Raw genomic sequence first — 24,927 nt, 5'->3', positions numbered from 1 at the left:
CTTACAGGAGGAATATATAAGATGTCAAAGAAAAATGAAGCACAGAAATTACAGGAGGAGCTGACCTGGTCCGCACCCCATATTGCCAAGGAAGCGCCGGAGCAGAAGGAAAAGGCATTTAAGTACTGCGAGGGCTATAAGGAATTTCTGAACAAAGGAAAGACCGAAAGAGAGTGCGTAAAGGAAGCGGTAAAGATGCTTAAAAAAGCAGGCTATAAGCCCTTTGACCGCAAGGCTTCCTATGTACCCGGCGATAAGGTATACGTTGTAAACCGGGAAAAGGCAGTGATCGCCACAACCTTTGGAAAGAAGTCTTTAAAGGATGGACTGCGCATCAACGGAGCCCATATCGACGCGCCCAGACTGGATTTAAAGCCGAATCCGCTCTATGAAAAGGAAGATATCGCTTATTTTAAGACCCATTACTACGGCGGCATCCGCAAATATCAGTGGGGAACCGTGCCTCTGGCGATCCACGGCGTTGTAGCAAAAAAGAACGGAGAGCTGATCGAGGTCTGCATCGGTGAAAAAGAGGATGAGCCTGCATTCTGCATTACAGATCTTCTGCCTCATCTGGCTGGAAAGCAGAATGAGCGTCCTTTAAGAGAAGGTCTTAAGGGAGAAGAACTGAATGTGATCATTGGATCCATCCCCTACGAGGGCGAGGAGATTAAGGAAGCCGTAAAGCTGATGGTTTTATCTCTTCTTCATGAGAAATACGGCATTAAGGAAAAAGACTTCTTCCGCGCAGAGTTTGAATTGGTTCCTGCCGCAAAGGCAAGAGATATCGGACTGGACAGAAGCCTTGTGGGCGCTTATGGACAGGATGACCGGGTATGCGCTTATACAGCCCTTACCGCAGAGATTGAGACAAAGAAACCGGCCCATACCACAGTAACCATTCTTACAGATAAGGAAGAAATCGGCTCTGAGGGAAATACGGGTCTTAATTCCGACTATGTGCTTCACTATATCGAAGATCTGGCAGAGCTGGAGCATACGCCGGTACGGGATATTTTAAGAGCCTCCCTGTGCCTTTCTTCTGATGTAAATGCCGCTTATGACCCAACCTTTGCAGATGTATTTGAAAGCCGCAATGCAAGCTACATCAACAAAGGCTGTGTTTTGACAAAATATACAGGTGCAAGAGGCAAATCCGCTTCCAATGACGCAAGTGCAGAGACAATGGCAAAAGTGATCGCTATTATGGAGGAGGCAGGCGTATTCTGGCAGGCAGGAGAGTTAGGAGCCGTTGATGTGGGAGGCGGCGGCACCATTGCAAAGTATGTAGCCCATATGGATGTGGATACCGTAGACTTGGGTGTGCCGATCCTTTCCATGCATTCACCCTTTGAGCTGGCTTCCAAGCTGGATGTGTACAATACCTACAAGGCATTTAAGGCATTTTATGCATAAAAGGCTTTTTTTTCAACGTCTTGTATGGTATAACTATGTACAGCGCCTGCCTGAGAGCAGGCGAAAATAGTATGATAGAAAAGGGAAACCATTATGAGGAAAATCGCATTATTTTGTCTGTGCGGCCTTACGGCAGCTTCTATTCTGACTGGCTGCTCCGGCAGTGCAGACGGCAACGTAAATTTGGGAACCGTTACACTTTCCGAGTACAAGGGAGTTACTGTTAATATTGAGGCTCCTGAGGTTACGGATGAGGAAGTGGATACAAAGGTAGAGACTATCCTGGCACAGAACCCCAACGAGGTAGAGGTAGACCGGGCCGCCAAGGAGGGCGATATTGTAAATATCGACTTCAAGGGAACAAAGGACGGAGAAGCCTTTGAAGGCGGTTCTGCAGAGGATCAGGATCTGGAGCTGGGTTCCGGTAAGATGATCGAGGGCTTTGAAAGCGGCCTGATCGGTGCAAAGAAGGGTGAGACAAAGACATTAAATCTTACCTTCCCGGAGGACTACAGAGAGGAATCTCTGGCAGGACAGCCGGTTGTATTTGAGGTAACTGTAAACTCCGTAAAGGAGGAGCAGGAGGCAGAGCTGAACGATGATTTCGTAAAGAGGGTGTCAAAGGAAGAGTATCAGACCGTAGACGCTTATAAGGAAAGCATCCGTGAGGATCTGCTGGATCAGAAGCAGTCCGCAGCAGAACAGGATATGGAAGAGGGAGCCCTTCAGAGCGTGATCAGCAGTTCAGAATTTAAGCTTTCCAGAAACGGCCTTTCTGTCCGCTACAATCAGATGGTAAAAGAATACACCAACCAGGCTAAGATGTACGGCATGAGCTTTTCACAGATGGCTCAGGCCAACGGCATGAACGAGCCGGCCATGAAGGAGTATATCTACGATTCCGTAGAGGAAGCTGCCAAGAGAGAACTGACTGTAGAAGCCATCGCAGCAAATGAGGGACTGGATCAGATCACAGATGAGGACAGAGAACTCTTTGCTCAGGAAAACGGTATGTCAAAGGATACCCTGATCAATATGTACGGACAGGAGCAGGCAGACGAGTATGTGCTTCAGGATAAGGTACTCTACTATCTGGCTTCCAATGCTGTCAATGAAGCAGAAAATCCGGCAAAGGTTTCTGAGCGGGTTCTGGAGAAGACTGAGGCTTCCCCAGAGGCAGAATAAAAAGGAATAAGAGAAGCGTCGGGAGCGTTTCATAGGTTATACCACAGAAAAAGGAGGACTATGCATGCAGATCTTAAAAGACAGGATCCGTAAAGACGGAAAAATCAAGGGCGGTAATGTTCTGAAGGTAGACAGTTTTTTAAATCATCAGATGGATATCAAGCTTTTTGGCGAAATTGGAAAGGAATTTAAGCGCAGATTTGCGGATGCTGAGGTAAATAAGATCCTCACCATCGAGGCATCCGGTATTGGAATTGCATGTATCGTAGCCCAGTATTTTGATGTGCCGGTGGTATTTGCAAAGAAAAACCAGACCAAAAATATCGCAGGAGAGGTTCACACCACCAAGGTAGAATCTTTTACCCATGGCAGGGTGTACGATATCATTGTGGCAAAGGAATTTTTAGGAAAAGGCGATAAGGTTCTTATTATCGATGATTTCCTGGCAAATGGCAAGGCGCTGGAGGGACTGATCGCACTGGTAAGAGATTCCGGAGCCGAGTTGGTAGGAGCTGGTATTGTAATCGAAAAGGGCTTCCAGGTAGGCGGAGATCTGATCCGTTCCGAGGGGATCCGTCTGGAGTCCCTTGCGATCGTAGACAGCATGGACGAGGAAACAAATACCATTGTATTCAGGGATGATGAATAAAATGAAGGCATTATTTTTTGACATAGACGGAACCCTTCTTTCTGAAAAGACGCGGCAGATTCCTGAGAGCGCAAAGGAAGCCCTTAAGGAAGCCAGACGCAGAGGCCATCTTGTATTTATCAATACGGGCCGCGTGTACTGCCACCTGTCTCAGATCCGCTCTGAGGTAGAGGCAGACGGCTTTCTCTGCGGCTGCGGCACCTGTGTGGTAGTTCAGGATCAGATTCTCTACCGCCACGCGATTCCCTATGAACGGGGGCTTCAGATGAAGCGCGATATTGATGCGTGCGGCCTGGACGGCATCCTGGAGGGAACAGAAGGGTGCTATATGCATAAAACGCCTTCCCGCATCCCAAGAGTTGAGGAGCTTAAGAATGCGATCCGGGCAGGCGGCTGTGTCATTCCCCATGACTGGGAGGATGAAGGCTATGTGTTTGACAAGATTTATCTTGGATCCGATGAAAACAGCCGTCCCAAAGAACTTTTTGGACGAATGAAGGACATGGAGATCATTGACCGGGGAAATGGCTTTTATGAATGTGTGCCAAGAGGTCATTCAAAGGCAACCGCTATTGACCAGGTGTTAAAGCACTGCGGCATTTCCCTGGAAGACGCCTATGTGTTCGGAGACAGCAGCAATGACCTGTCCATGTTCCGATATGCTTCCAACTGTGTCCTTATGGGCCATCACAGCCCGGTGCTGGAGCCCTATGCTTCCTTTGTTACAAAGACAGTAGAGGAGGACGGGATTGCGTATGCCATGAAGGAGCTGGGGATTATTTAGCCCCGGTTCGGAAATGGAAAGCAGGATATAACGGATGAAACAGAAAACCTGGATCATAAGTGCCCTGATGTGTGCCATGGTTATCATGGTATGCCTCGGGGTACTGCACCTTTTAAAGGAAATGACAGAAAACAATGCACCCTCAGGGACTGTGGCTGAGGAAAGCACAGACCATACAGAACCGGAAATCGATTTTGCAGAGGAAGAGGAAACGAAAGAGGACATAGCAGAGACGGGTCCGGAGGAAGAGGAAAGCGATGTTCCCGTAGAGAGGGAAGAAGGATACTATGGATGGAAGCAGGAGCTTCCCCAGATTTTTCCTTCTGTTCCGGAGGAGGTTCCCTATGAGCCGCCCAGGCTGATCCTTGCGACCGATCTTCACTATCAGAGCGCCCAGGCAGATGACGGCGGAGCCGCCTTTCAGCTTTTTGTGGAGCGGGGAGACGGCAAGGTGGTGGAATATCTGCCGGAGCTTTTAGAAGCATTTATGGATCAGGTCATAGAGGAACATCCCTCGGCTCTGGTTTTAAGCGGCGATATCACCATGAATGGGGAAAAGATAAACCATGAGGAGCTGGCCAGAGGGCTTATGCGGGTACAGGACGCCGGGATTCCGGTACTTATTGTTCCCGGAAACCATGATATCAACAATCCCCATGCAGCCGTGTATTTTGGTGAGGAAAAGGCAGAGGCAGATCCGGTGACGCCGGAAGAATTTTACAATATTTACCATATGTACGGCTACGACCAGGCTATCAGCCGGGATGATGCTTCTTTGAGCTATGTCTATCAGCTGGATGAGAGAAATCGTCTCCTGATGCTGGATACCTGCCAGTATGAGCCTAAGAATATGGTAGAAGGGCAGCTTAAGGTGGAAACCTTCCAGTGGGCAGATGAACAGCTTAAAAAGGCAAAGAAAGATGGGATAAACGTTCTTCCCATCGGCCACCACAATCTTCTGGCTCAGAGCCGGATGTACACGACCCAGTGTGCCATGAACAACAATGGCGATGTGATCGAGCTGTTCCAGAAGTATGAACTGCCGCTGTACTTAAGCGGCCACCTTCATGTTCAGCGGATCCGCAAGCATAAGGCAGAACCGGGAGCGGCAGATGATTCATACGGAATCATGGAGATTGTCACGGACGCACTCAGCATACCGCCCTGTCAGTATGCGCTTCTGGAATGGAAGCGGGACGGCAGTATGGAATACAGCACAAAGGCAGTGGATGTATCGGCCTGGGCGGCGCGTACCGGAAGCCAGAATCCGGATCTTCTGGATTTTGAGGGTTGGTCGGAGCTCTATATCCAGAAGCTGATCATTGACCAGATCCGGGGTATTGTAAAGAATCTGGGAAATGACGTGGAGCACTCCATGGCAGAGGTGTATGCTTCCGTTTATATTGATTATTATGCCGGACGCCGCATCGATGCAAAGGGTATAAGAAGTTCCAAGGGCTACCGCTGGTGGGAGAGAAATATGCCGGACAGTTATCTGTTAAAGGAGCTGGACGCCATGATCGACGACTCGGACCGCGACAACAATTACATGCTGCTGCCGGAGGTAAATGCCGCGGCAGAGGAATAAGACAACAGGGGAGCCTGTATACAGGCTGAGAGGAAATTGTAATTTCGACCCATAACCTGATTTGGATAATGCCAACGTAGGGAAATACAGAGTATATGAATGCTTTTGGCCTCTGTCCTGCGGGATGGAGGCCTTTTAACATATAAGGAGGATAAGATTGAACATGAAGCAGGTAAGCAGCCGGATGGCTCCGGCAGGTTATATTCTGGTGATTTTACTCCTGTGGGAGCTGGCGGTAAGGCTGTTTCATATCCCTCTCTATATTCTTCCCGCACCTACAGCCATAGCTGCTGCTTTGGGAGAAGAATGGCCGGTTCTGGCTTCCCATGGGGCCGTGACGGTATTGGAGGCACTGGCTGGTATTCTGATCTCTCTGATTTTGGCACTGGCCCTGGGAATCCTTATGGACCGGTTTCCGGCAGTGCAAAGAGGCATATACCCTCTTTTGGTCGTTACTCAGACCGTACCCATGATCGTACTTGCCCCGATTTTGATCATCTACATGGGCTTTGGTCCCGGCCCGAAGATTCTTACCGTGGTTTTGATGTGCTTTTTTCCTGTGGCGGTGAGCTTTTCAGACGGCCTGTCCCGTGTGGATGAGGAATACGTTCACCTGGTACGTTCCTATGGTGCGGGAAAATGGGGAGCGTACCGTCTGGTAAAAATTCCTGCTGCCCTTCCTGCGCTGTTGTCCGGTCTTAAGGTGGCTGCAACTTACAGTATCAGCGGGGCTGTGGTAGGAGAGTGGATTGGTTCCCAGCAGGGACTTGGATATTATCTGCTGCGGGTAAAAAACGGATATATGCTGGACAAGGTTTTTGCCTGTGTGGCTGTGATCATTGGTCTCAGCCTGTGCATGAATGGGGCTGTGCGCCTGCTTGGGCGGATCTGCCTTCCCTATGAAAGAAAGAGGAGGAAATAAGAGATGGGAAACTATGGAATATTTGTGAGAAAGATAGCGGCAGGGATTTTGGCTGCAGCAGTTGCAGCAGGATTGTCCGGCTGTGCAGACACTGCTTCTGAGAAGTCGGCAGAAGGAGAGAACCCCGAGAATGTTACGGTAATTCTGGATTATGTTGCCAATACCAACCACACAGGAATGTATGTGGCTCTGGATCAGGGGTATTACAAAGAGGCCGGAATGGATGTGAGTATCGTGGAGCCTACAGAGGGAGCCACAGCTACGCTGATTGCTGTGGGAAAGGGAGATTTCGGCATCAGCTATCAGGAGGATGTGACCATAGCCCGAACCTCGGCCGATCCTCTTCCGGTTAAAGCGGTTGCAGCTTTGATCCAGCACAATACCTCAGGCTTTGTGACCTATGGGGATAAGGATATCCATTCTCCGAAGGATTTTGAGGGAAAAACCTATGCAGGCTGGGGCGGTCCGGGAGAGGAGGCCGTGTTAAAGGCAGTGATGGCAAAGGACGGAGGGGATTTTTCAAAGCTGGATATGGTGATTTCAGACGGCTCCGGCTTTGAGGCGCTGAAGGATAAGGTTGACGTTATGTGGTTTTTTGAAGGATGGGACAATATAAAATGCCGGCTGAATGATTTTCCTATCAACTATATGGAGCTGCGTCAGCTGGACAAGCGTCTGGATTACTATACCCCTGTTATTATCGCCAGTGAGGATACGCTGAAAAATAAGCCGGAAATGACGAAGAAATTCCTGGAGGCTACTGCAAAGGGATATCGGTATGCAATCGAACATCCAAAGGAAAGCGCAGAGATCCTTCATAAATATGCACCGGATTATTCTCTGGAAATGCTTACCATGTCACAGGAATATCTGGCAGGCAAATACATGGAGGATACAAAACGCTGGGGCGAAATGAAGGATTCTGTATGGGATAATTACACGGATTTTCTGGTGGAATATGGCGTAATTGAAGAGGATATCCCGGCAGATCAGTGTTATACCAATGAATTTCTTCCCCAATAAAAATGCGGCGGATGATAAAACAGGACAGACCATAAAAAGGAGGGGCAGGAGCATTTCCCTGCAGATACAATGAAATTAGAGATTTCCGGTCTTACATTCAGCTATGAAAACAAAAAGATATTTGACGGTCTGGAATTTTCCATCCGGGAAGGAGAGTTTGTAAGCCTTTTAGGGCCCTCCGGCTGCGGCAAATCTACCCTTTTAAAGCTTCTTACCGGGGTGATCGCTCCTGAAAAAGGCCATATCCTGACAGATGGACAGGAAATCCGAGGGATTACGGAGCATTTTGCATATATGCCCCAGAACGACCTTTTATTTCCATGGAAAACCATTTTGGAAAATGTGTGTCTTTACGGCAGGATCCATGGAGGGCAGGAGCAGGTAAAAAAAGAAGCCCTGTCACAGATGGGAGCCTTTGGTCTGGAAGGCTATGAAAATGAATACCCCTCTGCCCTGTCCGGGGGAATGCGCCAGAGAGCTGCATTTTTAAGAACCCTTTTGTGCCGTGCGGATATCCTGCTTCTGGACGAACCATTTGGGGCGCTGGATGTGATCACCAGAGGAGAGATGCAGGACTGGCTTCTGGGAGTCCGAGCCAGATTAAACCGCACCGTTCTTCTGGTGACTCACGATATGGACGAGGCCATCTATCTATCCGATCGGATCCTGATCTTAGATCCCGGCAGAGGCAGGATCGGAAGCGAGATAGAGATTGCAGAAAAGAACCGGAGCCGGGACTGGCTTTACAGTCAGGGGGAACTGCGCCGCAGGATTTACAGAGAGATTATGGGAGACAGAACGTGAAAATAGGAGAAAACAGCACAGCAGAACAATATGTGACAGAGGCAGGCAGGTTTTGGGAAGAAGGGGATGGTCTGATCGATGCCCACGCTCATATAGGGACAGAAGAGGAGATCCGGGAACGCATTCGGGATGGAATCCCTTCTGTGATATGTGCGGGAAGCCCAAAAGAGGCGGAGCAATTAAAACGGCTGTTCAATCGTTTTGAGGTGCATCCGGTCATCATTCCTGCCACAGGGCTTCATCCGTGGAACAGCGATAAGTATCGGGCAGAGGAAATGTTTCCCTTTATGGAAGAATGGCCGGTCATGGGGGAAATCGGTCTGGACACGTTGTGGTGTGACGTACCTCTTAACGTACAGAAAGAGGCGTTTGAATGTCAGCTGGATTTTGCCGTCAAAAAGCGTAAACCAGCGGTTCTTCACACCAAGGAGCAGGAGGCTGAGATTGCCGGGATCCTGCGAAGATATCCTAACCGTTATCTGGTTCACTGGTATTCCTGCGGACAGCATCTGGAGGAGTATCTGGATCAGGACTGCTATGTCTCTATCGGGCCGGATGTGGTGTGGAATCCGGCGGTTCAGGAGGCAGCCAGACAGGTGCCTGAGGATCGGCTTCTCATAGAAACAGATGGTCTTGGGGCTGTGAAATGGGCCTGGGAGGAAGGAGAAAAGCATGGTATAATGGAGTCACAGTTCCATACAGCTCTGCCTGAACTTACAGTCCGCAGTTCTCTGGAGCAGACCTTACGGGAAGTATCCCGGCTCCGGGGAGTGGAGATGAATGTGCTTGCAAAAGCAATTAAGCGGAATTTCCGCAGATTTGTATGGGGAGACAATACCGGACAAAAGGAGGAGAACAGATGAAGTACGATTTTACAAGCATTATGGAACGTCATGGAAAAGATGCCATTGCAGTTGACGGACTTGGCACAATGCCGGGGTTCGCACCGGATCCTCCAAAAGAAGGCTTTGATATCATCCCCATGTGGGTAGCGGATATGAATTTTCCTACTGTACCTACAGTCCAGGAGGCTATGGCTGAACGCATCGGACATCCGGCGTTTGGATACTTTTCTCCGTCCGATGATTATTTTAATGCAATTATCCGGTGGCAGGAAAGGAGAAACGGGGTAAGAGATCTGGAAAAGAAGCATATTGGATATGAAAACGGTGTGCTGGGCGGTCTTCTCAGCGCCTTAAATGTATTTTGCTCCAAAGGGGATCATGTGCTTTTAAATTCTCCTACCTATATCGGCTTTACTAAATCTCTTGCCAATAACGGATACCGCGCTGTCCACTCTCCCCTGTATCTGGATGAGGAAAATGTATGGCGCATGGATTATGAGGACATGGAGAAAAAGATTGTGGAATATAAGATCCATGCAGCTGTTTTCTGTTCCCCCTATAATCCGGTCGGACGGGTGTGGACACGGGATGAGATCGAACGTGCTATGGAGATTTTTAAGAGGCACAATGTATTTGTTGTATCAGATGAAATCTGGTCGGATATCATCACTCTGGGCCATAAGCATATCCCCACACAGAGCGTCAGCGAGGATGCCCGCCAGCGAACCGTGGCTCTCTATGCGCCCAGCAAGACTTTTAATCTGGCAGGCCTGGTCGGAAGCTACCATATTATTTACAATGACTGGATCCGCGACCGGGTAGAGAAGGAGTCCTCCCTGTCCCACTACAATGAGATGAATGTGCTGTCCATGCACGCCCTGATCGGCGCTTACAGGCCGGAGGGATATGAGTGGGTGGACGAGCTGTGCGCGACCATTACGGGAAATATTGATTATGCGGCAGATTATATCGAAACTCATTTTGAAGGAGTAAAGGTTTCACGCCCGGAAGGCACCTATATGCTGTTTATTGATGTGGAGGAATGGTGCAGGAAACATGGAAAGACACTAGAGGAAGTGGAAAAAGCCGGCTGGGATGTGGGCGTGGCATGGCAGGACGGAAAGATGTTTTTCGGTCCCTGGAGCATCCGCATGAACCTGGCCCTTCCCTTAAGCCGTGTAAAGGAGGCCTTTGAACGGCTGAGAAGGTATGTATTTCAGGGGTAAGTCCGGGACGGTACATATTTATTAAGGAGAAACCAACATGCTCACATCCCTGTCATTTATTTTTCTGCTGGGGCTGGCTATGGCGGCTGTGTGTCAGCGGCTTAAGCTGCCCCGCATCATCGGTATGCTCTTAACGGGCATCCTTTTGGGGCCTTATGCGCTGAATCTGCTGGATCCTTCCATATTGGCTGTATCGGCAGACCTGCGCCAGATGGCTCTGATCATTATTTTGCTAAAGGCCGGATTGTCGCTTAATCTGGCAGATTTAAAACGGGTGGGCCGTCCGGCCGTTATGATGGCCTGCGTTCCCGCCAGCTTTGAGATTTTGGGATTTCTTATTTTTGCACCCCATATTTTGGGAGTTACAAGGGTAGAAGCCGCTGTCATGGGCGCTGTACTGAGCGCTGTTTCGCCTGCGGTGGTAATCCCAAGGATGGTTCAGCTCATGGAGGAGAGGTACGGTACAGATAAAAGCATCCCTCAGATGATCATGGCAGGAGCATCCTGTGATGATATTTTCGTCATTGTCCTTTTCTCCACCTTTGTCACCATGGCCCAGGGCGGAGCGGTTCATGGAACGGATCTGCTGAATGTGCCTGTTTCGATTATCCTTGGGGTTGCTTTGGGTGTGGGAACCGGGTACGCCTTAAGCCTGTTTTTTGAAAAAGCCTATGTCTGCGGCCGTTATGTGAGAAACAGCACAAAGGTTATTATTCTTCTGGGAGTATCCTTTCTGCTGATGGCAGTGGAAACATGGCTGAAGGAAATCGTATCCATATCCGGTCTTCTGGCTGTAGTAAGTACAGCTTGCGTGCTGAAAATAAGGAGCATTCCAGATGTATCATCCCGTCTTTCGGAAAAATTTGGAAAACTGTGGATCGCGGCAGAGGTTATTCTTTTTGTTCTGGTTGGAGCCGCTGTAGATATCCGCTATACGCTTGAAGCCGGACTTCCGGCACTGGCCATGATTGCTGCAGCCCTTGTGTTCCGTTCTCTGGGCACCATGTTCTGCCTGTTCGGAACCGCTTTGAATTTGAAGGAGCGCCTGTTCTGCATCATCGCTTATCTGCCTAAGGCCACGGTTCAGGCTGCCATCGGTTCCGTGCCCCTGGCCCTGGGGCTTCCCTGCGGAGCACTGGTGCTGTCCGTAGCAGTTCTGGCGATTGTTATCACAGCTCCTCTGGGAGCATTGGGAATGGATCTTACCTATAAGAAGTTTCTCAAAAAGAACGGTAGTATACCAGCATAAGATCCACCATCCGCCCATAGCTTTTGACCCCGTCGGTCTGGCTGTGGGCTTTTAAATAGGTGTCATTTACTTTCGTGGATACCTCTGCCACCGTTCCTTCAAACTGGTCCCAGAACCGGTTGTTTTCTCCTAAGTCCTCTATTGCTTGAGGATCTAATTGTTCATACAGGCGGCAGTAGCCCTCAAAATCCGCTTTTGCCAGGGCATTTCCCGCATAAACCCATCCGGTCAGATATCCGCTGTATTGAAACGCCTCTGCATCGGATCCGATACAGGCCAGATATCCGATAAAATTTGCCTCATCTTCTCTCATATACCCTTTTAGATGAGAAAGTTCATGGCAGATCGTATGGGGAATATTGTAAAATGGCATCTCGCTGTTGTAATTTGCTTCAATGGTAAAGGGAGAGTAGATTCCTGTAAGCTGTTGTACAGATAGAAGCCGGGGATTCAGTAACGGTTTGGTGTAAGGATACCAGCCCCCAAGCTGGGGAAAATCAGCCCCCAAATTTGCCATAGCCTCCTGTCCCAATTCCCCCATAGAACGGAAAAAGAAAGCATTGCGTTTGGGAGAGTCTTCCCCTGGCACAGTTTCATTTACCTGCTTTACCAGATATTCGCAGAGCGAATAAAGCTCCGCAGTCGTACTGCCTTTTTTTAATTCTTCAGAAAATCCGGCCTCTTCGGAAAAGGGCTTTCTGTAATAATTGATTCCGCAGTTTATTGTATAGATAAAAAATAAAAGCGAGGCAAGAAAAAAGGCATTTTTAAAAAGCAGGAGAGGGCGTTTTAAGCTGTGGAGTATCCAATACAGGCAGAAAGCCAGAAGAAGGTAAAGTCCTGCCTCAGACAGTGAAAATGGAAAAAGGCCGGAAAACCGTGCGATGGTATTTTTAAGACCGGCATAAATGGTTACGGAGTACCACTGGGCAAATACAGGAAATGTTCTGGCACAGCCCAGGAGCAGAACAGATAAAACGGCCAGAATGAGACTTGATGTCATTTTTTTGTCCGGTTTTTTTATAAAGGAAAATGGGGTTGTGTTCCTATCATTTAGTTTCATATACACATTTGTTCTCTTTCGTATTTTTTCCATTATAATTGCTGGGAAAATGGGAGTCAAGGGGAGGGAAAGGCAAAGGGGGAATGAAGCATCTTGACTCAGCTGGCGGTATCCCCTATACTTAGTAGAAAATAAGTCCCCAAAGGTCTGCTCTCTGGGACTGGAATGGGCAGCAAACAATCAGGAGTGAACAACTATGGCATATCAGGATGATTATGTAATGCGTACGATTACCGACCTTGTTCGGGCCATTGCCGGACTGGCACTGGGGAAAAATGAAATTGATTATGACCTTCCTCTCTCAGAGGCGGCTTACACGCCCGTGGATCGGGCTTACCGCCGTTTAAAGGATCTTGCAGATGCAGGAGACATTAACGGGGCTGAGAATGAGCTGTATGAATGTCTGGATACCAGTGACAGGGCGTATTTGGAAATGGCTCTGGCATTTTATATGTATTTAAACCAGCTGGATGATGATGCTCTTTATACCGCCAATTTTTCCAGAGAGGAAATTGCAGAAGGGATTAACAGTATCAGCGCTCAGTTTGGCATCTCCGGTTTTGAGAATTTCGTAGACACTACTATGGTATAAGCATGTCTGAAAGGGAGCGGTTAATGGAAATAAGAAATGAATGCGCCGTCTGTCTGGCCGACTGCTATAAGGAACTGTTTTTTGGTCCGTCCAACAGACGCTGCCGGGCCATGACAGGGGCAGAGCTGCGAAATCGTCTGTCCCGGTTAAATGATGCGTGTCTGGAAAAAATTATAAAACCAAACGAATTAAGCGATATACACGCCATGCTGGCAAAAGTCTGTGCGTTCCTGATGCATAAAGAGGGACGCATAAAGCCCGGTCCTCAGCTTACCCGGTGGGAGGAGAATTGCCGGTGTATGGAGAAATTCTGTGAGCATCTGGCAAAAAAGGATCTGGAATTTCTGCCGGAACTTACGCAGGAGGAGCTGGAGCACGTATTAAAAATGCAGGGGATCCGCAGATATCTTCTAACGAATTCACTGGAACGGGCTTATCAGCTTTTCTATATCCCCAAAACCATTAAAAAGGGGATCAGGGAGTCGGTCAAGCGCCGTCCGGAGGATGAATACCCGGAGACACGGGCCATGAAGCGCCGTTTTATCCTTCATATCGGCCCTACTAACAGCGGAAAAACACATGACGCACTGGAGCGGTTAAAACAGGCAGAGCACGGAGCCTATTTCGGCCCCCTTCGCCTTTTGGCGCTGGAGGTTTACGACCGTTTAAACAGTGAACATGTACCCTGCTCCATGATTACCGGAGAGGAGACGCTGGAGGTTCCCGGAGCGGTCTGTCAGGCCTGTACGGTGGAAATGTTAAATGATCACGAATACTTTGACGTAGCCGTGGTAGATGAATGTCAGATGGCAGCAGATCCTTACCGGGGCCATAACTGGACCCGTGCTGTGCTGGGGCTGCGTGCGGAGGAGATCCACCTGTGCATGGCTCCTGAGGCAGAAGATATCATGGTGCAGATGATCAAGCGCTGCGGGGATTCCTTTCAGATCGTGCGCCACAAAAGAAGTACGCGCCTTACCCTTGAGAAGAAGCCCTACTCCCTGAAGCGGGATCTGAAAAAGGGAGACGCTCTGATCGTATTTTCAAAGAAGTCCGTTCTGGCTCTGGCCGCCCATCTGGAAAATCAGGGGGTGCGCTGCAGTGTGATCTACGGAAGCCTGCCGCCTGCTACCCGGAGGGAGCAGGTGCGCCGTTTTCTGGAGCGTGAGACGGAGGTGGTGGTAAGCACAGACGCCATTGGGATGGGATTAAATCTTCCCATCCGCCGGATCGTGTTTGTGGAAACAAGAAAATTTGACGGCACGGCCAGACGCAGTCTTCTGCCGGAGGAAATCCGTCAGATCGCAGGACGGGCGGGCCGCTTTGGCCTCTATGACGAGGGCTTTGTGACGGCCATTGACGATATAGAAACCATTGAGGACGGCTTATCCGCCCGCCCTCTTCCCATTATGAAAGCCTATGTGGGTTTTCCTGAGCAGCTTTTGAACCTGCCTGCAGAGATTGACACTTTGGTAAAGATCTGGGCCGGTATGGAGGCGCCTGCCATTTATGAAAAAATGGAGGTGGATGAGCTGTTATCTCTCTACATGAGCTTTGAGCGGATCCACGGAGATCATCTGGAAGAATTTACCAAACAGGAGATCTATAAGCTTATTACCTGCTCGGTAGACATTGATAACCGTCTGGTGATGGATCTGTGGAAGGATTACTGCCGGGAATACAGAGAAGTGGATGAACTAGAATTTCCCTACAGTCCGGGAACGGATCTTTACGATATGGAAAGCTATTATAAAATGCTGGATCTTTATTTTCAGTTTTCACGGAAGACAGGACTTCCTGTCCAGGAAGAAAACCTGTTCCATGAAAGGCGGAGCACAGAGGAGGAGATCAGCCGTATCCTGCGCACAGAATGCGGCAGCTATACCCGGAAATGTTCCATCTGCGGCAGAGAGCTTTCCTGGGATCATCCATTTTCCATCTGTGAGCGCTGCTTTGAGCGGGGCCGTTCATCGCAGAAGCGCTCTCGTTTTCACGATCAGCGGTATAACCATTAAAACCCATACAACAGGCTCTGCCACGATGATTCCCCAGTACTTAAAAATATCCGCCAGAAGGAAGGCGGCAATGATTTTTCCAGCCAGTTCGATCATGCTGGAGCATATGGGAGTCACATGATCGCCCATGCCCTGAAGGCTGTTTCTCAAGATAGAAATAGCAGCCGGAGCAAAATAAAACAGGGTGTTGACCTTCAGATACAGAGCTGCGGTATTGAGAACCGTCTCGTTTTGGGAGCCTGTAACCATAGAAGCCAGCCGGGGAGAAATGGTCCAGCTTAAAAGGATTATTCCTACGGCCCAGATCCAGGTCAGAAGAAGGGATTGGCGGATTCCCGTCCGGATGCGGTCCATGCGGCCGGCTCCCGTATTCTGTCCGCAGTAATTTGCCATGGTTACGCCCATGACGCTGAAGGGAAGCATACAAAATTCTGTAATTTTCCGGGCGGCTGTATGGGCTACGATGATATCCTGGCCAAAGGTATTGATGGCGCACTGGAGCGACAGGGTGCCGAAAAATACAAGGGACATCATGGCAGCCATAGAGAGGCCGGAGGCGTAGAGTTTTTTGACCTGTTCTCCGGATATTTTAAAATCAGCCGGGCAGAAGCGGAAGATCCGGTATCTGCAGAACATATAGATCAGGCTTAAGCAGGCCGCCACCCCCTGGGACAGAACCGTAGCAAAGGCGGCTCCTTCTATGCCCCAGCCAAAGTACATGATAAAAACCAGATCTAAAACCACATTTAATACAGCTGCAAAAATCAGAAACAGCAGAGGGGCTGTTGTATCGCCTACAGCCCGCAGGACAGAGGCGCAGGCATTGTACAGCATGGTGACAAACAGTCCGGACAGAATGACGCGGATATAGCTGTCTGATTGGATAAGAAGCTCCTGGGGCACGTTTAAAAGTCCGAGGATCCATGGGAGGCCTGCGAGACAGGCCAGTGTGAGGGACAGGGCAGTCACAGCTCCAAGGAGCAGGCTGCCTGCGGCAAAGCGTTTTACTCCTTCTTTGTTTCCTGCGCCGAATTCTCTGGCGATTAGCAGAGAAAAGCCGTTTGTAAGGCCGGACAGAAAGCCGATAAAAAGAGTGCTGATGGAGGCGGTGGCCCCCACAGCTGCCAGAGCAGTTTCTCCCAGGGCGCTTCCTACTACGCGGGTATCAGCCAGACTGTAGCACAGCTGAAACATATTTCCAAGGGCTACGGGAACAGCAAAGCTGATCATGATCCGGGCCGGTGTGCCTTTTGTAAGATCCTTCATATGTAAATCCTTTCGTGTTTTAAGTGTTTTTCCGTACCAGAATTTCACGGGTGGTCCGCTGGCGGATCCCAACGACCCGTTTATGAAGACGATATGCCGACAAGCCTGCCGTTTTGCTTTTAAAAATACAGGTTACCGGCTCTCCGAAGCGAAAGCCCAGGCGGCTCAGACGGCGCTCCATGGCAGGCTCGGATATGATCCAGGCTACCTGGGCTGTTTCTCCGGCTTTCAGATCGCATAAGGGAAATACCATGTTTTATCCATCCTTTTGACCCTGATACCATAGTATATGATAACAGGACTTAAGAGAGACTGATTTTTACCTCTCTGCGGATTTTCATGGAAGCTTCCTCTACCTCACAGTCATAGGCCAGAATATGCAGTCCGGCTCTGGCTCCTGCCCGCAGGGCGTCCCCAAAGGCTTTGTGTGTTTCATCATTGGGACGAAATTCCCTTACTCCTTCCATCTGTATGACAAAGAGCACAAAGGCCTCAAAGCCTTCGGCAACAGCTTCGGACAGGCCCTGAAGGTGCTTTACACCCCGCTCTGTGGGAGCATCGGGAAAGCGGACGATTCCATTTTCTTCCAGGGTTACGCCCTTTATCTCCATGAAGGCAGGTTTTAAGGCTCCGGTCTGCTGGTTTTCCAGCATAAATGCCAGATCGAACCGGGAATCTTTGTGGACTACCTCCCGCCGGATCTTACGGGGCAGCCAGATGCTCCCAGATGGATCAAAGGGCTGGAGCATCCGGAGCGCGTTGTCGTTTGGCTCCTTTTGGGAGAGGTTCTCCATCCATTCCAGGGCAGCCCGGTTGGGCGCCTGGGAATCCATATTGATCAGAAGGTTTCCCTTATAGACCGCGATTAGGTCAAATTCTGTTTTCCTTCCCATTTCCCTGGCGTGGGGGTGAAATTCCAGCACCACGGTACAGCCGGAGGTAAGCAGTTCTCTGCAGCGTCCTGTATTTTTTACATGGCAGATAACACGCTGGCCGTTTACCTCCACATAGGCGATAAAGCGATTGGGACGTTCCAGAAAACGTCCCTTCACTGTATGTTCATATCTCATGTCAACCTCATTTTTCCGGAAAAATCCGGTTTTTGTTTCGGCTATCATAATAAGGCAAATTTTGGGTTCACGCAAGTGTTTCCTGCGGCCGTTTTCTTCTTTTACAACAGTAATTTCAAGAAAAATTCCCGTTCCTGCCCCTTAACAGTTGCACCTCTCATTAAAATATGCTAAACTTTCTGCAAATAAGGGTCCGGGGCTGTGCGTTCAGACTGGCAGTCCCTCAAAGTATACATCGCATAAAGAAAGGAAATTGATTATGGCATTATCTTACCAGAGTACCAGAGGCGGACAGACCGGGGTCACGGCATCCCAGGCTGTCCTTCAGGGTCTGGCTGCCGACGGCGGCCTGTTTATGCCCACTGAAATTCCGAAGCTGGATGTTTCCATGGAGAAGCTGGCCGGTATGAGCTATCAGGAGACCGCATACGAGGTGATGAAGCTGTTTCTCACAGATTATACGGAGGAGGAGCTGAGATCCTGTATTGCGAAAGCCTATGACAGCAAATTTGACACAGAGGAGATCGCTCCGTTAGCAAAGGCCGATGGCGCTTATTATCTGGAACTTTACCATGGGAGCACCATTGCGTTTAAGGATATGGCATTATCTATTCTGCCTCATCTGATGACCACTGCGGCAAAGAAGAACCATGCAGATAAGGAAATCGTGATCTTAACGGCTACTTCCGGCGATACCGGAAAGGCAGCTATGGCAGGCTTTGCGGATGTACCCGGCACCCGTATCATCGTATTTTATCCCAAAGGCGGCGTAAGTCCGGTGCAGGAGCGCCAGATGCGCACCCAGAAGGGGGAGAACACGGCAGTTGTCGCCATCCACGGCAATTTTGACGACGCCCAGACCGGAGTAAAGAATCTTTTCAATAACAAGGAGCTGGCAAAGGAGCTGGCAGAGAAGGGATTCCAGTTTTCCTCCGCCAATTCCATTAACATTGGCCGTCTGGTGCCTCAGGTTGTGTACTATGTATACGCCTATGCAAAGCTTCTGGCAAATGAGGAGATCGCTGCCGGGGAGGAGATCAATGTGGTGGTTCCCACAGGCAATTTCGGCAACATTCTCGCAGCCTATTTTGCCAAGAAAATGGGGCTTCCCATCCGTACTCTGATCTGTGCCTCTAATGATAATAAGGTGCTGTACGATTTCTTCACCACAGGCACTTATGACCGCAGAAGGGAGTTTATTCTTACCAATTCTCCGTCCATGGATATTTTGATCTCCAGCAATCTGGAGCGCCTGATCTATTTAAGTACAGGCTCGGATCCGAAAGCAAACGCCGCTCTGATGAAGGAGCTGGCAGAGGATGGCCATTATACCATTACGGATGAGATGCGGGCCTTTATGGCTGATTTTAAGGGCGGTTTTGCCACAGAGGAGGAAAATGAAGCTGCGATACGGACCATTTTCCAGGATACAGGCTATCTCATCGACACACATACAGGCGTGGCAGCGGCCGTATACGGACAGTATAAAAATGAAACAGGCGATCAGACAAAGACGGTTATTGCGTCCACGGCCAGTCCCTTTAAGTTCTCACGCAGTGTAATGGATGCTGTAAAGGGTAAAGCGGCCACAGAGGGAAAGGATGAGTTTGATGTGGCCGATGAGCTGGCTGCAGCTGCCGGCCTTGTGCTTCCAAAAGCGGTAGAGGAGATACGTACTGCGCCCATCCGCCATGACAGAGAGTGCGCTGTGGATGAGATGGAGGAAACCGTTAAGAATATCCTTGGGATTTCATAAAAGTTCTTCCATTTTTGGATGGTATGGTTTATAATGAATTCGAAACTGTTAAAAACATAACAAAGTAGAACTGCGTTCCAGGGCTGTTATCCGGGTTCCGGGTTCATGCAGCTGGGGGAGCGCCCAAGTATAAGGAGGAAATATTATGTTAGTATCAGCAAAAGATATGCTTGAAAAAGCAAGAGCAGGCAAATATGCAGTAGGTCACTTCAATATCAATAATCTGGAGTGGGCAAAAGCAGTTCTTCTGACTGCAGAAGAGCTTCAGTCCCCGGTTATCCTGGGTGTATCCGAGGGTGCAGGCAAGTACATGACCGGATTTAAGACCGTAGCAGCTATGGTTTCTGCTATGCTTGAGGAATTAAATATTACCGTACCGGTGGCACTTCACTTAGACCACGGCTCCTACGAGGGCTGCTATAAGTGCATTAAGGCCGGATTCTCCTCTATTATGTTTGACGGCTCTCATTATCCGATCGAAGAGAATGTGGAGAAGACAAAAGAGCTGGTTAAGATCGCTCATACAATGGGCCTGTCCTTAGAGGCTGAGGTAGGCTCTATCGGCGGCGAGGAAGACGGCGTGGTAGGCGCAGGCGAGTGTGCAGATCCTGCAGAGTGCAAGGCTATCGCTGATCTGGGTGTTGACTTCCTTGCAGCAGGTATCGGAAATATCCACGGCAAGTATCCGGAGAACTGGCAGGGCTTAAACTTCGACGTACTGGAGAAGGTTAAGGAAGCAACCGGCGATATGCCGTTAGTTCTTCACGGCGGTACAGGTATTCCCGAGGATATGATCAAGAAGGCTATCAGCCTGGGCGTTGCAAAGATCAACGTAAATACAGAATGCCAGCTTTCCTTCGCAGAGGCTACCAGAAAGTACATCGAGGCAGGAAAGGATCAGCAGGGCAAGGGCTTTGACCCAAGAAAGCTGTTAGCTCCCGGCGCAGAGGCAATCCGCGCAACTGTAAAAGAGAAGATGGAGCTGTTTGGTTCTGTTGGAAAGGCAAATGCATAAGCTCTGTGAATTAAAACTTATTAGAATAAACTGATTCTGTTTTTGGAAAAACCGCTTGCATTTTCACGGGAAATGGTTTATTTTATAACAAAAGAACGAGGGCGTTCTCTTTTTGAAAAAGGAGAGAACGCCTTTTGCTGTACAAAACCGCCTTTTGGGGTGCATTGGGGAAAGGGGACACCATGAAAAGAGAGGATGGAGAATCTATGAGCAAAGTAATAAGTGTTACAGAGATGTTTGGCAAGGATGTGTTTAATGATGCCGTGATGAGAGACCGTCTGCCTAAAAGCGTATATAAGAAGCTTAAAAAGACCATTGAGGATGGCGCAGAGCTGGATCCCAGTATTGCAGATGTGGTAGCTCATGCTATGAAAGACTGGGCGATTGACCATGGTGCAACCCATTTTACTCACTGGTTCCAGCCTCTTACAGGCGTTACGGCTGAGAAGCACGATTCCTTTGTTTCCGCTCCCGTTGAAGGCCGTGTGATCATGGAGTTTTCTGGAAAAGAACTCATAAAGGGTGAACCGGATGCTTCCTCCTTCCCCTCCGGCGGCCTGCGCGCAACCTTTGAGGCCAGAGGCTATACGGTATGGGACTGTACCTCTCCGGCTTTCTTAAAAGAGGACGCTATCGGCGTGACCCTCTGTATTCCTACCTCCTTCTGTTCCTATAAGGGTGAGGCTCTGGATAAAAAGACCCCTCTGCTGCGCTCCATGCAGGCCATCAATGAGCAGTCCCTGCGGATCTTGCGCTTGTTTGGAAACACCACTGCAAAACGGGTCAATCCTTCCGTGGGACCAGAGCAGGAGTATTTCCTGGTTGACCGCCAGAAGTATCTGCAGAGAAAGGATTTAATTTATACCGGCCGCACCTTATTCGGCGCTATGCCGCCAAAGGGGCAGGAGATGGACGACCACTATTTCGGCATCATCAGAGAGCGGATTGGCGCCTATATGAACGATGTAAATAAGGAACTGTGGAAGCTGGGAGTGCCTGCCAAGACCCAGCACAACGAGGCAGCCCCGGCCCAGCATGAGCTGGCTCCCATCTATGAGGGCGTGAACCAGGCCGTAGACCACAATCAGCTGGTGATGGAGACATTAAAAAAGGTAGCCGGACGCCACGGCATGGCCTGCCTTCTCCACGAAAAGCCTTTCTATGGGGTAAATGGCTCCGGTAAGCACAACAACTGGTCCCTGACTGCCGACGACGGCACCAACCTGATGAACCCCGGCGATACGCCCCATGAGAATATCCAGTTCCTTCTGGTTTTAGCCTGCATCATCAAGGCCGTAGACCGCCATGCAGATCTGCTCCGTGAATCTGCCTCTGATGTGGGAAATGATCACAGACTGGGAGCAGACGAGGCTCCGCCGGCAATTATTTCCATTTTCCTTGGAGAGCAGCTGGAGGATGTGATCGACCAGCTCTGCGACACCGGAGAAGCGACCCATTCCAAGAAGGGCGGAACTCTGCGCACCGGCGTAAATATCTTGCCGGATCTGGACAAGGATGCCACCGACCGGAACCGCACCTCACCCTTTGCTTTTACAGGCAATAAATTTGAGTTCCGTATGGTAGGTTCCTCTGATTCCGTAGCATCTGCCAATACGGTGTTAAATACCATTGTGGCAGAAGCCTTTAAGGAAGCGGCTGATCAGCTGGAGCAGGCCGAGGACTTTGATATGGCAGTCCATGACCTCATTAAAGAGCTTTTGGCAGCTCATAGAAGAGTTATCTTCAATGGAAACGGCTATTCTGAGGAGTGGGTAAAGGAAGCCGAACAGAGAGGGCTTCCCAACCTTCGCTCTATGGTAGACGCGATCCCGGCTCTTGTGACAGACAAGGCGGTAAAGCTGTTTGAGGAGTTCGGCGTATTCACCAGAGCCGAGCTGGAGTCCAGAGCCGAGGTAGAGTACGAAAGCTATGCAAAGAGCATTAACATTGAGGCAAAGACTATGATCGATATGGCAGGAAAGCAGATCATTCCTGCAGTGATCCGCTACACCACCCAGCTGGCAGGTTCCATTTCCGCGGTGAGAAATGCCTGCCCGGAGGCAGACGTGAGCACACAGACAGAGCTTTTGCTGGAATCCTCAGACCTTCTGGCTGAGACAAAAACAGCCCTGTCTGCCTTGGAAGATGCAACGGCCCGCTGCGCAGCCATGGAAAGCGGAAAGGATCAGGCACTGGCATACCACAGTGAGGTCGTTCCTGCCATGGAGGCCTTAAGGACTCCTGTAGACCGTCTGGAGATGCTGGTGGACAAGGATCTGTGGCCCATGCCAAGCTACGGCGATCTGATTTTTGAAGTGTAATACGACAATTGTTTAACTGGTCATTTTAGAAGACAGAGCCTGCGGCTGCCCGGAAGGGGATAGCTGCAGGCTGTTTTCTTTGGCCGCTTTGCTGTATAATAGGGATATTATCAGTAAGTAAGGGGATGTATATGAAAATTCTGATCATAGAGGATGAGCGGCTGCTGGCCGGTTCTATAAAAGATCTTTTAGAGATCCAGGGTTTTGAGGCCGAGGCTGTATATGACGGAGAAACCGGTTTTACATATGCAGGCACCGGGATTTATGATCTGATCATACTGGATGTGATGATGCCGGGAAAAAGTGGCTATGAGGTGGCAAGGGAGCTTCGGGCCAGCCGTCTGGGAACGCCCATTCTAATGCTTACGGCCCGTTCTGCTCTGGAGGATCGGATCGCAGGGCTGGATGCCGGGGCAGATTATTATCTGACAAAGCCCTTTGACGCCAGAGAGCTTACTGCCTGCGTCCGCGCCTTGCTTCGCCGCCAGGGAGGACAGGTGGATGAGGTAGGGATGGGAAAGACCTGTTTGGATCTTTCGACGGCTGTTTTAAGCTGCGGGGACAGACAGATCCGGCTTTCTGCGAAAGAGTTTGATATTATGCGCCTTTTATTTCAGTCCGGGGCAGGAAATCTTTCTAAGGAAATGATCCTGGAAAAGGTGTGGGGCTATGATTCAGATGCAGTGGAAAACCATGTAGAGGTTTATATTGGTTTTTTGAGGAAAAAGCTGTTAAGCATTGGGTCAGATGTACGTATTGAGTCCATCCGGCGAATGGGATATCATCTGGAGGTGGCAGAACATGATTTATAGGCTGAGAGTGAAGTTTGTAGTTATCAACATGACGATAGTGGTTCTGATGATGAGTGTGGTATTCGGCCTGGTGTACCATTTTACAAGAGCAGATCTGGAAGAAAAGAGCATCCGCATGATGGAAAAGATTGCAAACCGACCCTTTCAGATTGAGATGCCCGGAGAACAGAGCGAGCAGATCCGTCTTCCTTTTTTTATCCTGCATCTGGGAACCGGGGGAGAACTGATCGCCAGCAGCGGCGGCTATTTTGATCTGTCTGATCAGGAATTTCTCATGGATCTCATTGTAAGGGCACGTTCCTCCCATCAAAAGGTAGGAGTGATAAAGGAATACGGCTTTCGGTACTATAAGACCAATACGCCCTACAGGTATAGCCTGGTATTTGCGGATATTTCCAGTGAAACGGCGGCGCTAAAGGGGCTGGTGAGAACCTGCGCCCTGATCGCGGGTCTGAGTTTTATCCTATTTTTAGCCATCAGCATCTGGCTTTCCGGCTGGGCGGTGCGGCCGGTGGAAAAGGCCTGGAAACAGCAGCGCCAGTTTGTGGCCGACGCCTCCCACGAGTTAAAAACGCCTTTGACTGTAATTATGACCAATGCGGAGCTTCTGCAGTCCTCCGGCTGTGGGGAAGAAGAGCAGAGACGTTTTTCCGAAGCCATCCTTGCCATGTCACGGCAGATGAGGGGGCTGATCGAACAGATGCTGGATCTGGCCCGTGCTGACAGCGGACAGGCAGAAGCAGCTTTTGAACAGGTGGATTTAAGCCGGACAGCAGAGGATTCGCTTCTTCTTTTTGAACCCCTTTATTTTGAACAGGGATTAACGCTTTATGCAGAAATAGAAGAAGGTATTCTGATCTGGGGCTTAAAGGACAGGCTGAGCCAGCTTCTGGATATTCTTTTAGACAATGCCTGCAAATATTCGAGCCAGGGCGGAACCACCTGGGTAAAGCTTAAAAAACAGGGAAAAAGCCACTGCATACTCACTGTAGAAAATCAGGGTCCTTCGATTGATCCCGAAGACTTAAGCCAGATCTTCAAACGCTTTTACCGCGCCGATCCCGCCCGCAATACCTCCGGAAGCTACGGCCTGGGCCTTTCCATTGCGGAAAAGACCGTACAGCTTCATCACGGAAAAATACACGCTGAAAGCAGGGATGGGATCAATCGATTTTGGGTGGAGCTGCCCTGTGTTCTGGGGCCTGGTGTGCAGGGCTACGGTTTCCGGCTATAAAGTCGGATGATTCCCTCTTGCATCCATATATTTCCAGTGCTATACTGAAGCCATACTTCAGATTTTTAAAGGAGAGGCCAGATGTTAATTTG

General features: G+C 49.6%; 22 protein-coding genes and 1 riboswitch. Of the genes, 18 read left to right on the top strand and 4 right to left on the bottom strand.

The features are described 5' to 3' along the window. Positions 1-21: 21 nt before the first annotated feature. The 11 genes from ACZM6M_RS08075 to ACZM6M_RS08025 all read left to right on the top strand — a co-directional run bounded on the left by ACZM6M_RS08075 (position 22) and on the right by ACZM6M_RS08025 (position 11,691). The gene (locus ACZM6M_RS08075) at positions 22-1,416 is read left to right on the top strand and encodes an aminopeptidase (RefSeq protein WP_317438100.1); all 1,395 of its coding nucleotides are present in this window, start codon (positions 22-24) and stop codon (positions 1,414-1,416) included. A gap of 93 nt (positions 1,417-1,509) precedes the next feature. Next, positions 1,510-2,601: a trigger factor gene (tig, locus tag ACZM6M_RS08070; RefSeq protein WP_337934241.1), complete on the top strand. Its 1,092-nt coding sequence runs from the start codon at positions 1,510-1,512 to the stop codon at positions 2,599-2,601. Positions 2,602-2,665: 64 nt separating this feature from the next. Continuing rightward, positions 2,666-3,250, top strand: coding sequence for a xanthine phosphoribosyltransferase (locus tag ACZM6M_RS08065; RefSeq protein WP_066550462.1), 585 nt, complete (start codon positions 2,666-2,668; stop codon positions 3,248-3,250). Continuing rightward, entirely contained in the window at positions 3,228-4,034 is an 807-nt protein-coding gene (locus tag ACZM6M_RS08060) for an HAD family hydrolase (protein WP_337934239.1), read from the top strand. Before ACZM6M_RS08065 ends, ACZM6M_RS08060 begins: the two co-directional genes overlap by 23 nt. Positions 4,035-4,068: 34 nt before the next feature. Continuing rightward, positions 4,069-5,622 (top strand): metallophosphoesterase, encoded by a 1,554-nt coding sequence (locus tag ACZM6M_RS08055; protein ID WP_484074131.1) that lies wholly within the window; start codon positions 4,069-4,071, stop codon positions 5,620-5,622. Beyond that, positions 5,619-5,722: riboswitch (TPP riboswitch) on the top strand. (Overlaps the previous gene by 4 nt.) A 63-nt stretch (positions 5,723-5,785) precedes the next feature. Further along, positions 5,786-6,544 carry an ABC transporter permease gene (locus ACZM6M_RS08050; protein WP_417045640.1) on the top strand — a complete coding sequence of 253 codons (759 nt, stop codon included), beginning with the start codon at positions 5,786-5,788 and terminating at the stop codon, positions 6,542-6,544. A gap of 3 nt (positions 6,545-6,547) precedes the next feature. Further along, positions 6,548-7,567 carry an ABC transporter substrate-binding protein gene (locus ACZM6M_RS08045; RefSeq protein ID WP_418763649.1) on the top strand — a complete coding sequence of 340 codons (1,020 nt, stop codon included), beginning with the start codon at positions 6,548-6,550 and terminating at the stop codon, positions 7,565-7,567. 69 nt (positions 7,568-7,636) lie between these two features. Then, positions 7,637-8,371, top strand: a complete 735-nt coding sequence (locus ACZM6M_RS08040; protein ID WP_296034582.1) for an ABC transporter ATP-binding protein — start codon at positions 7,637-7,639, stop codon at positions 8,369-8,371. Beyond that, positions 8,368-9,234, top strand: a complete 867-nt coding sequence (locus ACZM6M_RS08035; protein WP_417045638.1) for a TatD family hydrolase — start codon at positions 8,368-8,370, stop codon at positions 9,232-9,234. Before ACZM6M_RS08040 ends, ACZM6M_RS08035 begins: the two co-directional genes overlap by 4 nt. Beyond that, positions 9,231-10,442, top strand: coding sequence for a MalY/PatB family protein (locus ACZM6M_RS08030; protein ID WP_066550435.1), 1,212 nt, complete (start codon positions 9,231-9,233; stop codon positions 10,440-10,442). The genes ACZM6M_RS08035 and ACZM6M_RS08030 overlap by 4 nt, the downstream gene beginning before the upstream one ends. Before the next feature lie 37 nt (positions 10,443-10,479). Continuing rightward, positions 10,480-11,691 carry a cation:proton antiporter gene (locus ACZM6M_RS08025; protein ID WP_337434476.1) on the top strand — a complete coding sequence of 404 codons (1,212 nt, stop codon included), beginning with the start codon at positions 10,480-10,482 and terminating at the stop codon, positions 11,689-11,691. Here ACZM6M_RS08025 and ACZM6M_RS08020 read toward each other — a convergent pair. After that, on the bottom strand, positions 11,663-12,694 hold the full coding sequence (locus ACZM6M_RS08020) for a DUF3810 domain-containing protein (protein WP_418497171.1): 1,032 nt from the start codon (positions 12,692-12,694) through the stop codon (positions 11,663-11,665). The genes ACZM6M_RS08025 and ACZM6M_RS08020 overlap by 29 nt on opposite strands. 256 nt (positions 12,695-12,950) lie before the next feature. On the opposite strand from ACZM6M_RS08020, the gene ACZM6M_RS08015 reads away from it, so the two are divergent. Both ACZM6M_RS08015 and ACZM6M_RS08010 read left to right on the top strand, forming a co-directional pair. After that, a complete protein-coding gene (locus tag ACZM6M_RS08015) occupies positions 12,951-13,346 on the top strand; it encodes a DUF6483 family protein (protein ID WP_417045637.1) in 396 nt (131 codons plus the stop codon). 23 nt (positions 13,347-13,369) lie between these two features. Further along, positions 13,370-15,361 (top strand): helicase-related protein, encoded by a 1,992-nt coding sequence (locus ACZM6M_RS08010; RefSeq protein WP_066550424.1) that lies wholly within the window; start codon positions 13,370-13,372, stop codon positions 15,359-15,361. Here ACZM6M_RS08010 and ACZM6M_RS08005 read toward each other — a convergent pair. The 3 genes from ACZM6M_RS08005 to sfsA are packed head-to-tail and all read right to left on the bottom strand — an operon-like array spanning position 15,314 to position 17,697. Further along, the gene (locus ACZM6M_RS08005; RefSeq protein WP_417045636.1) at positions 15,314-16,627 is read right to left on the bottom strand and encodes an MATE family efflux transporter; all 1,314 of its coding nucleotides are present in this window, start codon (positions 16,625-16,627) and stop codon (positions 15,314-15,316) included. The genes ACZM6M_RS08010 and ACZM6M_RS08005 overlap by 48 nt on opposite strands. Before the next feature lie 19 nt (positions 16,628-16,646). Continuing rightward, a complete protein-coding gene (locus tag ACZM6M_RS08000) occupies positions 16,647-16,880 on the bottom strand; it encodes a FeoA family protein (RefSeq protein WP_066550418.1) in 234 nt (77 codons plus the stop codon). A gap of 49 nt (positions 16,881-16,929) precedes the next feature. After that, entirely contained in the window at positions 16,930-17,697 is a 768-nt protein-coding gene (gene sfsA / locus ACZM6M_RS07995) for a DNA/RNA nuclease SfsA (RefSeq protein ID WP_337434481.1), read from the bottom strand. A gap of 259 nt (positions 17,698-17,956) precedes the next feature. On the opposite strand from sfsA, the gene thrC reads away from it, so the two are divergent. From thrC to ACZM6M_RS07970, 5 genes are all read left to right on the top strand, one after another. Further along, complete coding sequence (gene thrC / locus ACZM6M_RS07990) at positions 17,957-19,453, top strand: threonine synthase (RefSeq protein ID WP_417045635.1); 1,497 nt, start codon at positions 17,957-17,959, stop codon at positions 19,451-19,453. A gap of 145 nt (positions 19,454-19,598) precedes the next feature. Continuing rightward, positions 19,599-20,468 (top strand): class II fructose-1,6-bisphosphate aldolase, encoded by an 870-nt coding sequence (gene fba, locus ACZM6M_RS07985; RefSeq protein ID WP_066550414.1) that lies wholly within the window; start codon positions 19,599-19,601, stop codon positions 20,466-20,468. 206 nt (positions 20,469-20,674) lie between these two features. After that, the gene (locus tag ACZM6M_RS07980) at positions 20,675-22,789 is read left to right on the top strand and encodes a glutamine synthetase III family protein (protein WP_066550989.1); all 2,115 of its coding nucleotides are present in this window, start codon (positions 20,675-20,677) and stop codon (positions 22,787-22,789) included. A 131-nt stretch (positions 22,790-22,920) separates the two neighbouring features. Continuing rightward, on the top strand, positions 22,921-23,601 hold the full coding sequence (locus ACZM6M_RS07975; RefSeq protein WP_066550410.1) for a response regulator transcription factor: 681 nt from the start codon (positions 22,921-22,923) through the stop codon (positions 23,599-23,601). Beyond that, positions 23,591-24,835, top strand: a complete 1,245-nt coding sequence (locus ACZM6M_RS07970) for a sensor histidine kinase (RefSeq protein WP_417045634.1) — start codon at positions 23,591-23,593, stop codon at positions 24,833-24,835. Before ACZM6M_RS07975 ends, ACZM6M_RS07970 begins: the two co-directional genes overlap by 11 nt. Positions 24,836-24,927 lie beyond the last annotated feature (92 nt).

This window comes from Enterocloster sp., assembly GCF_057861365.1.
Note: the sequence above shows the minus strand (reverse complement) of the source record. Positions and strands in the feature narration are given on the sequence as shown.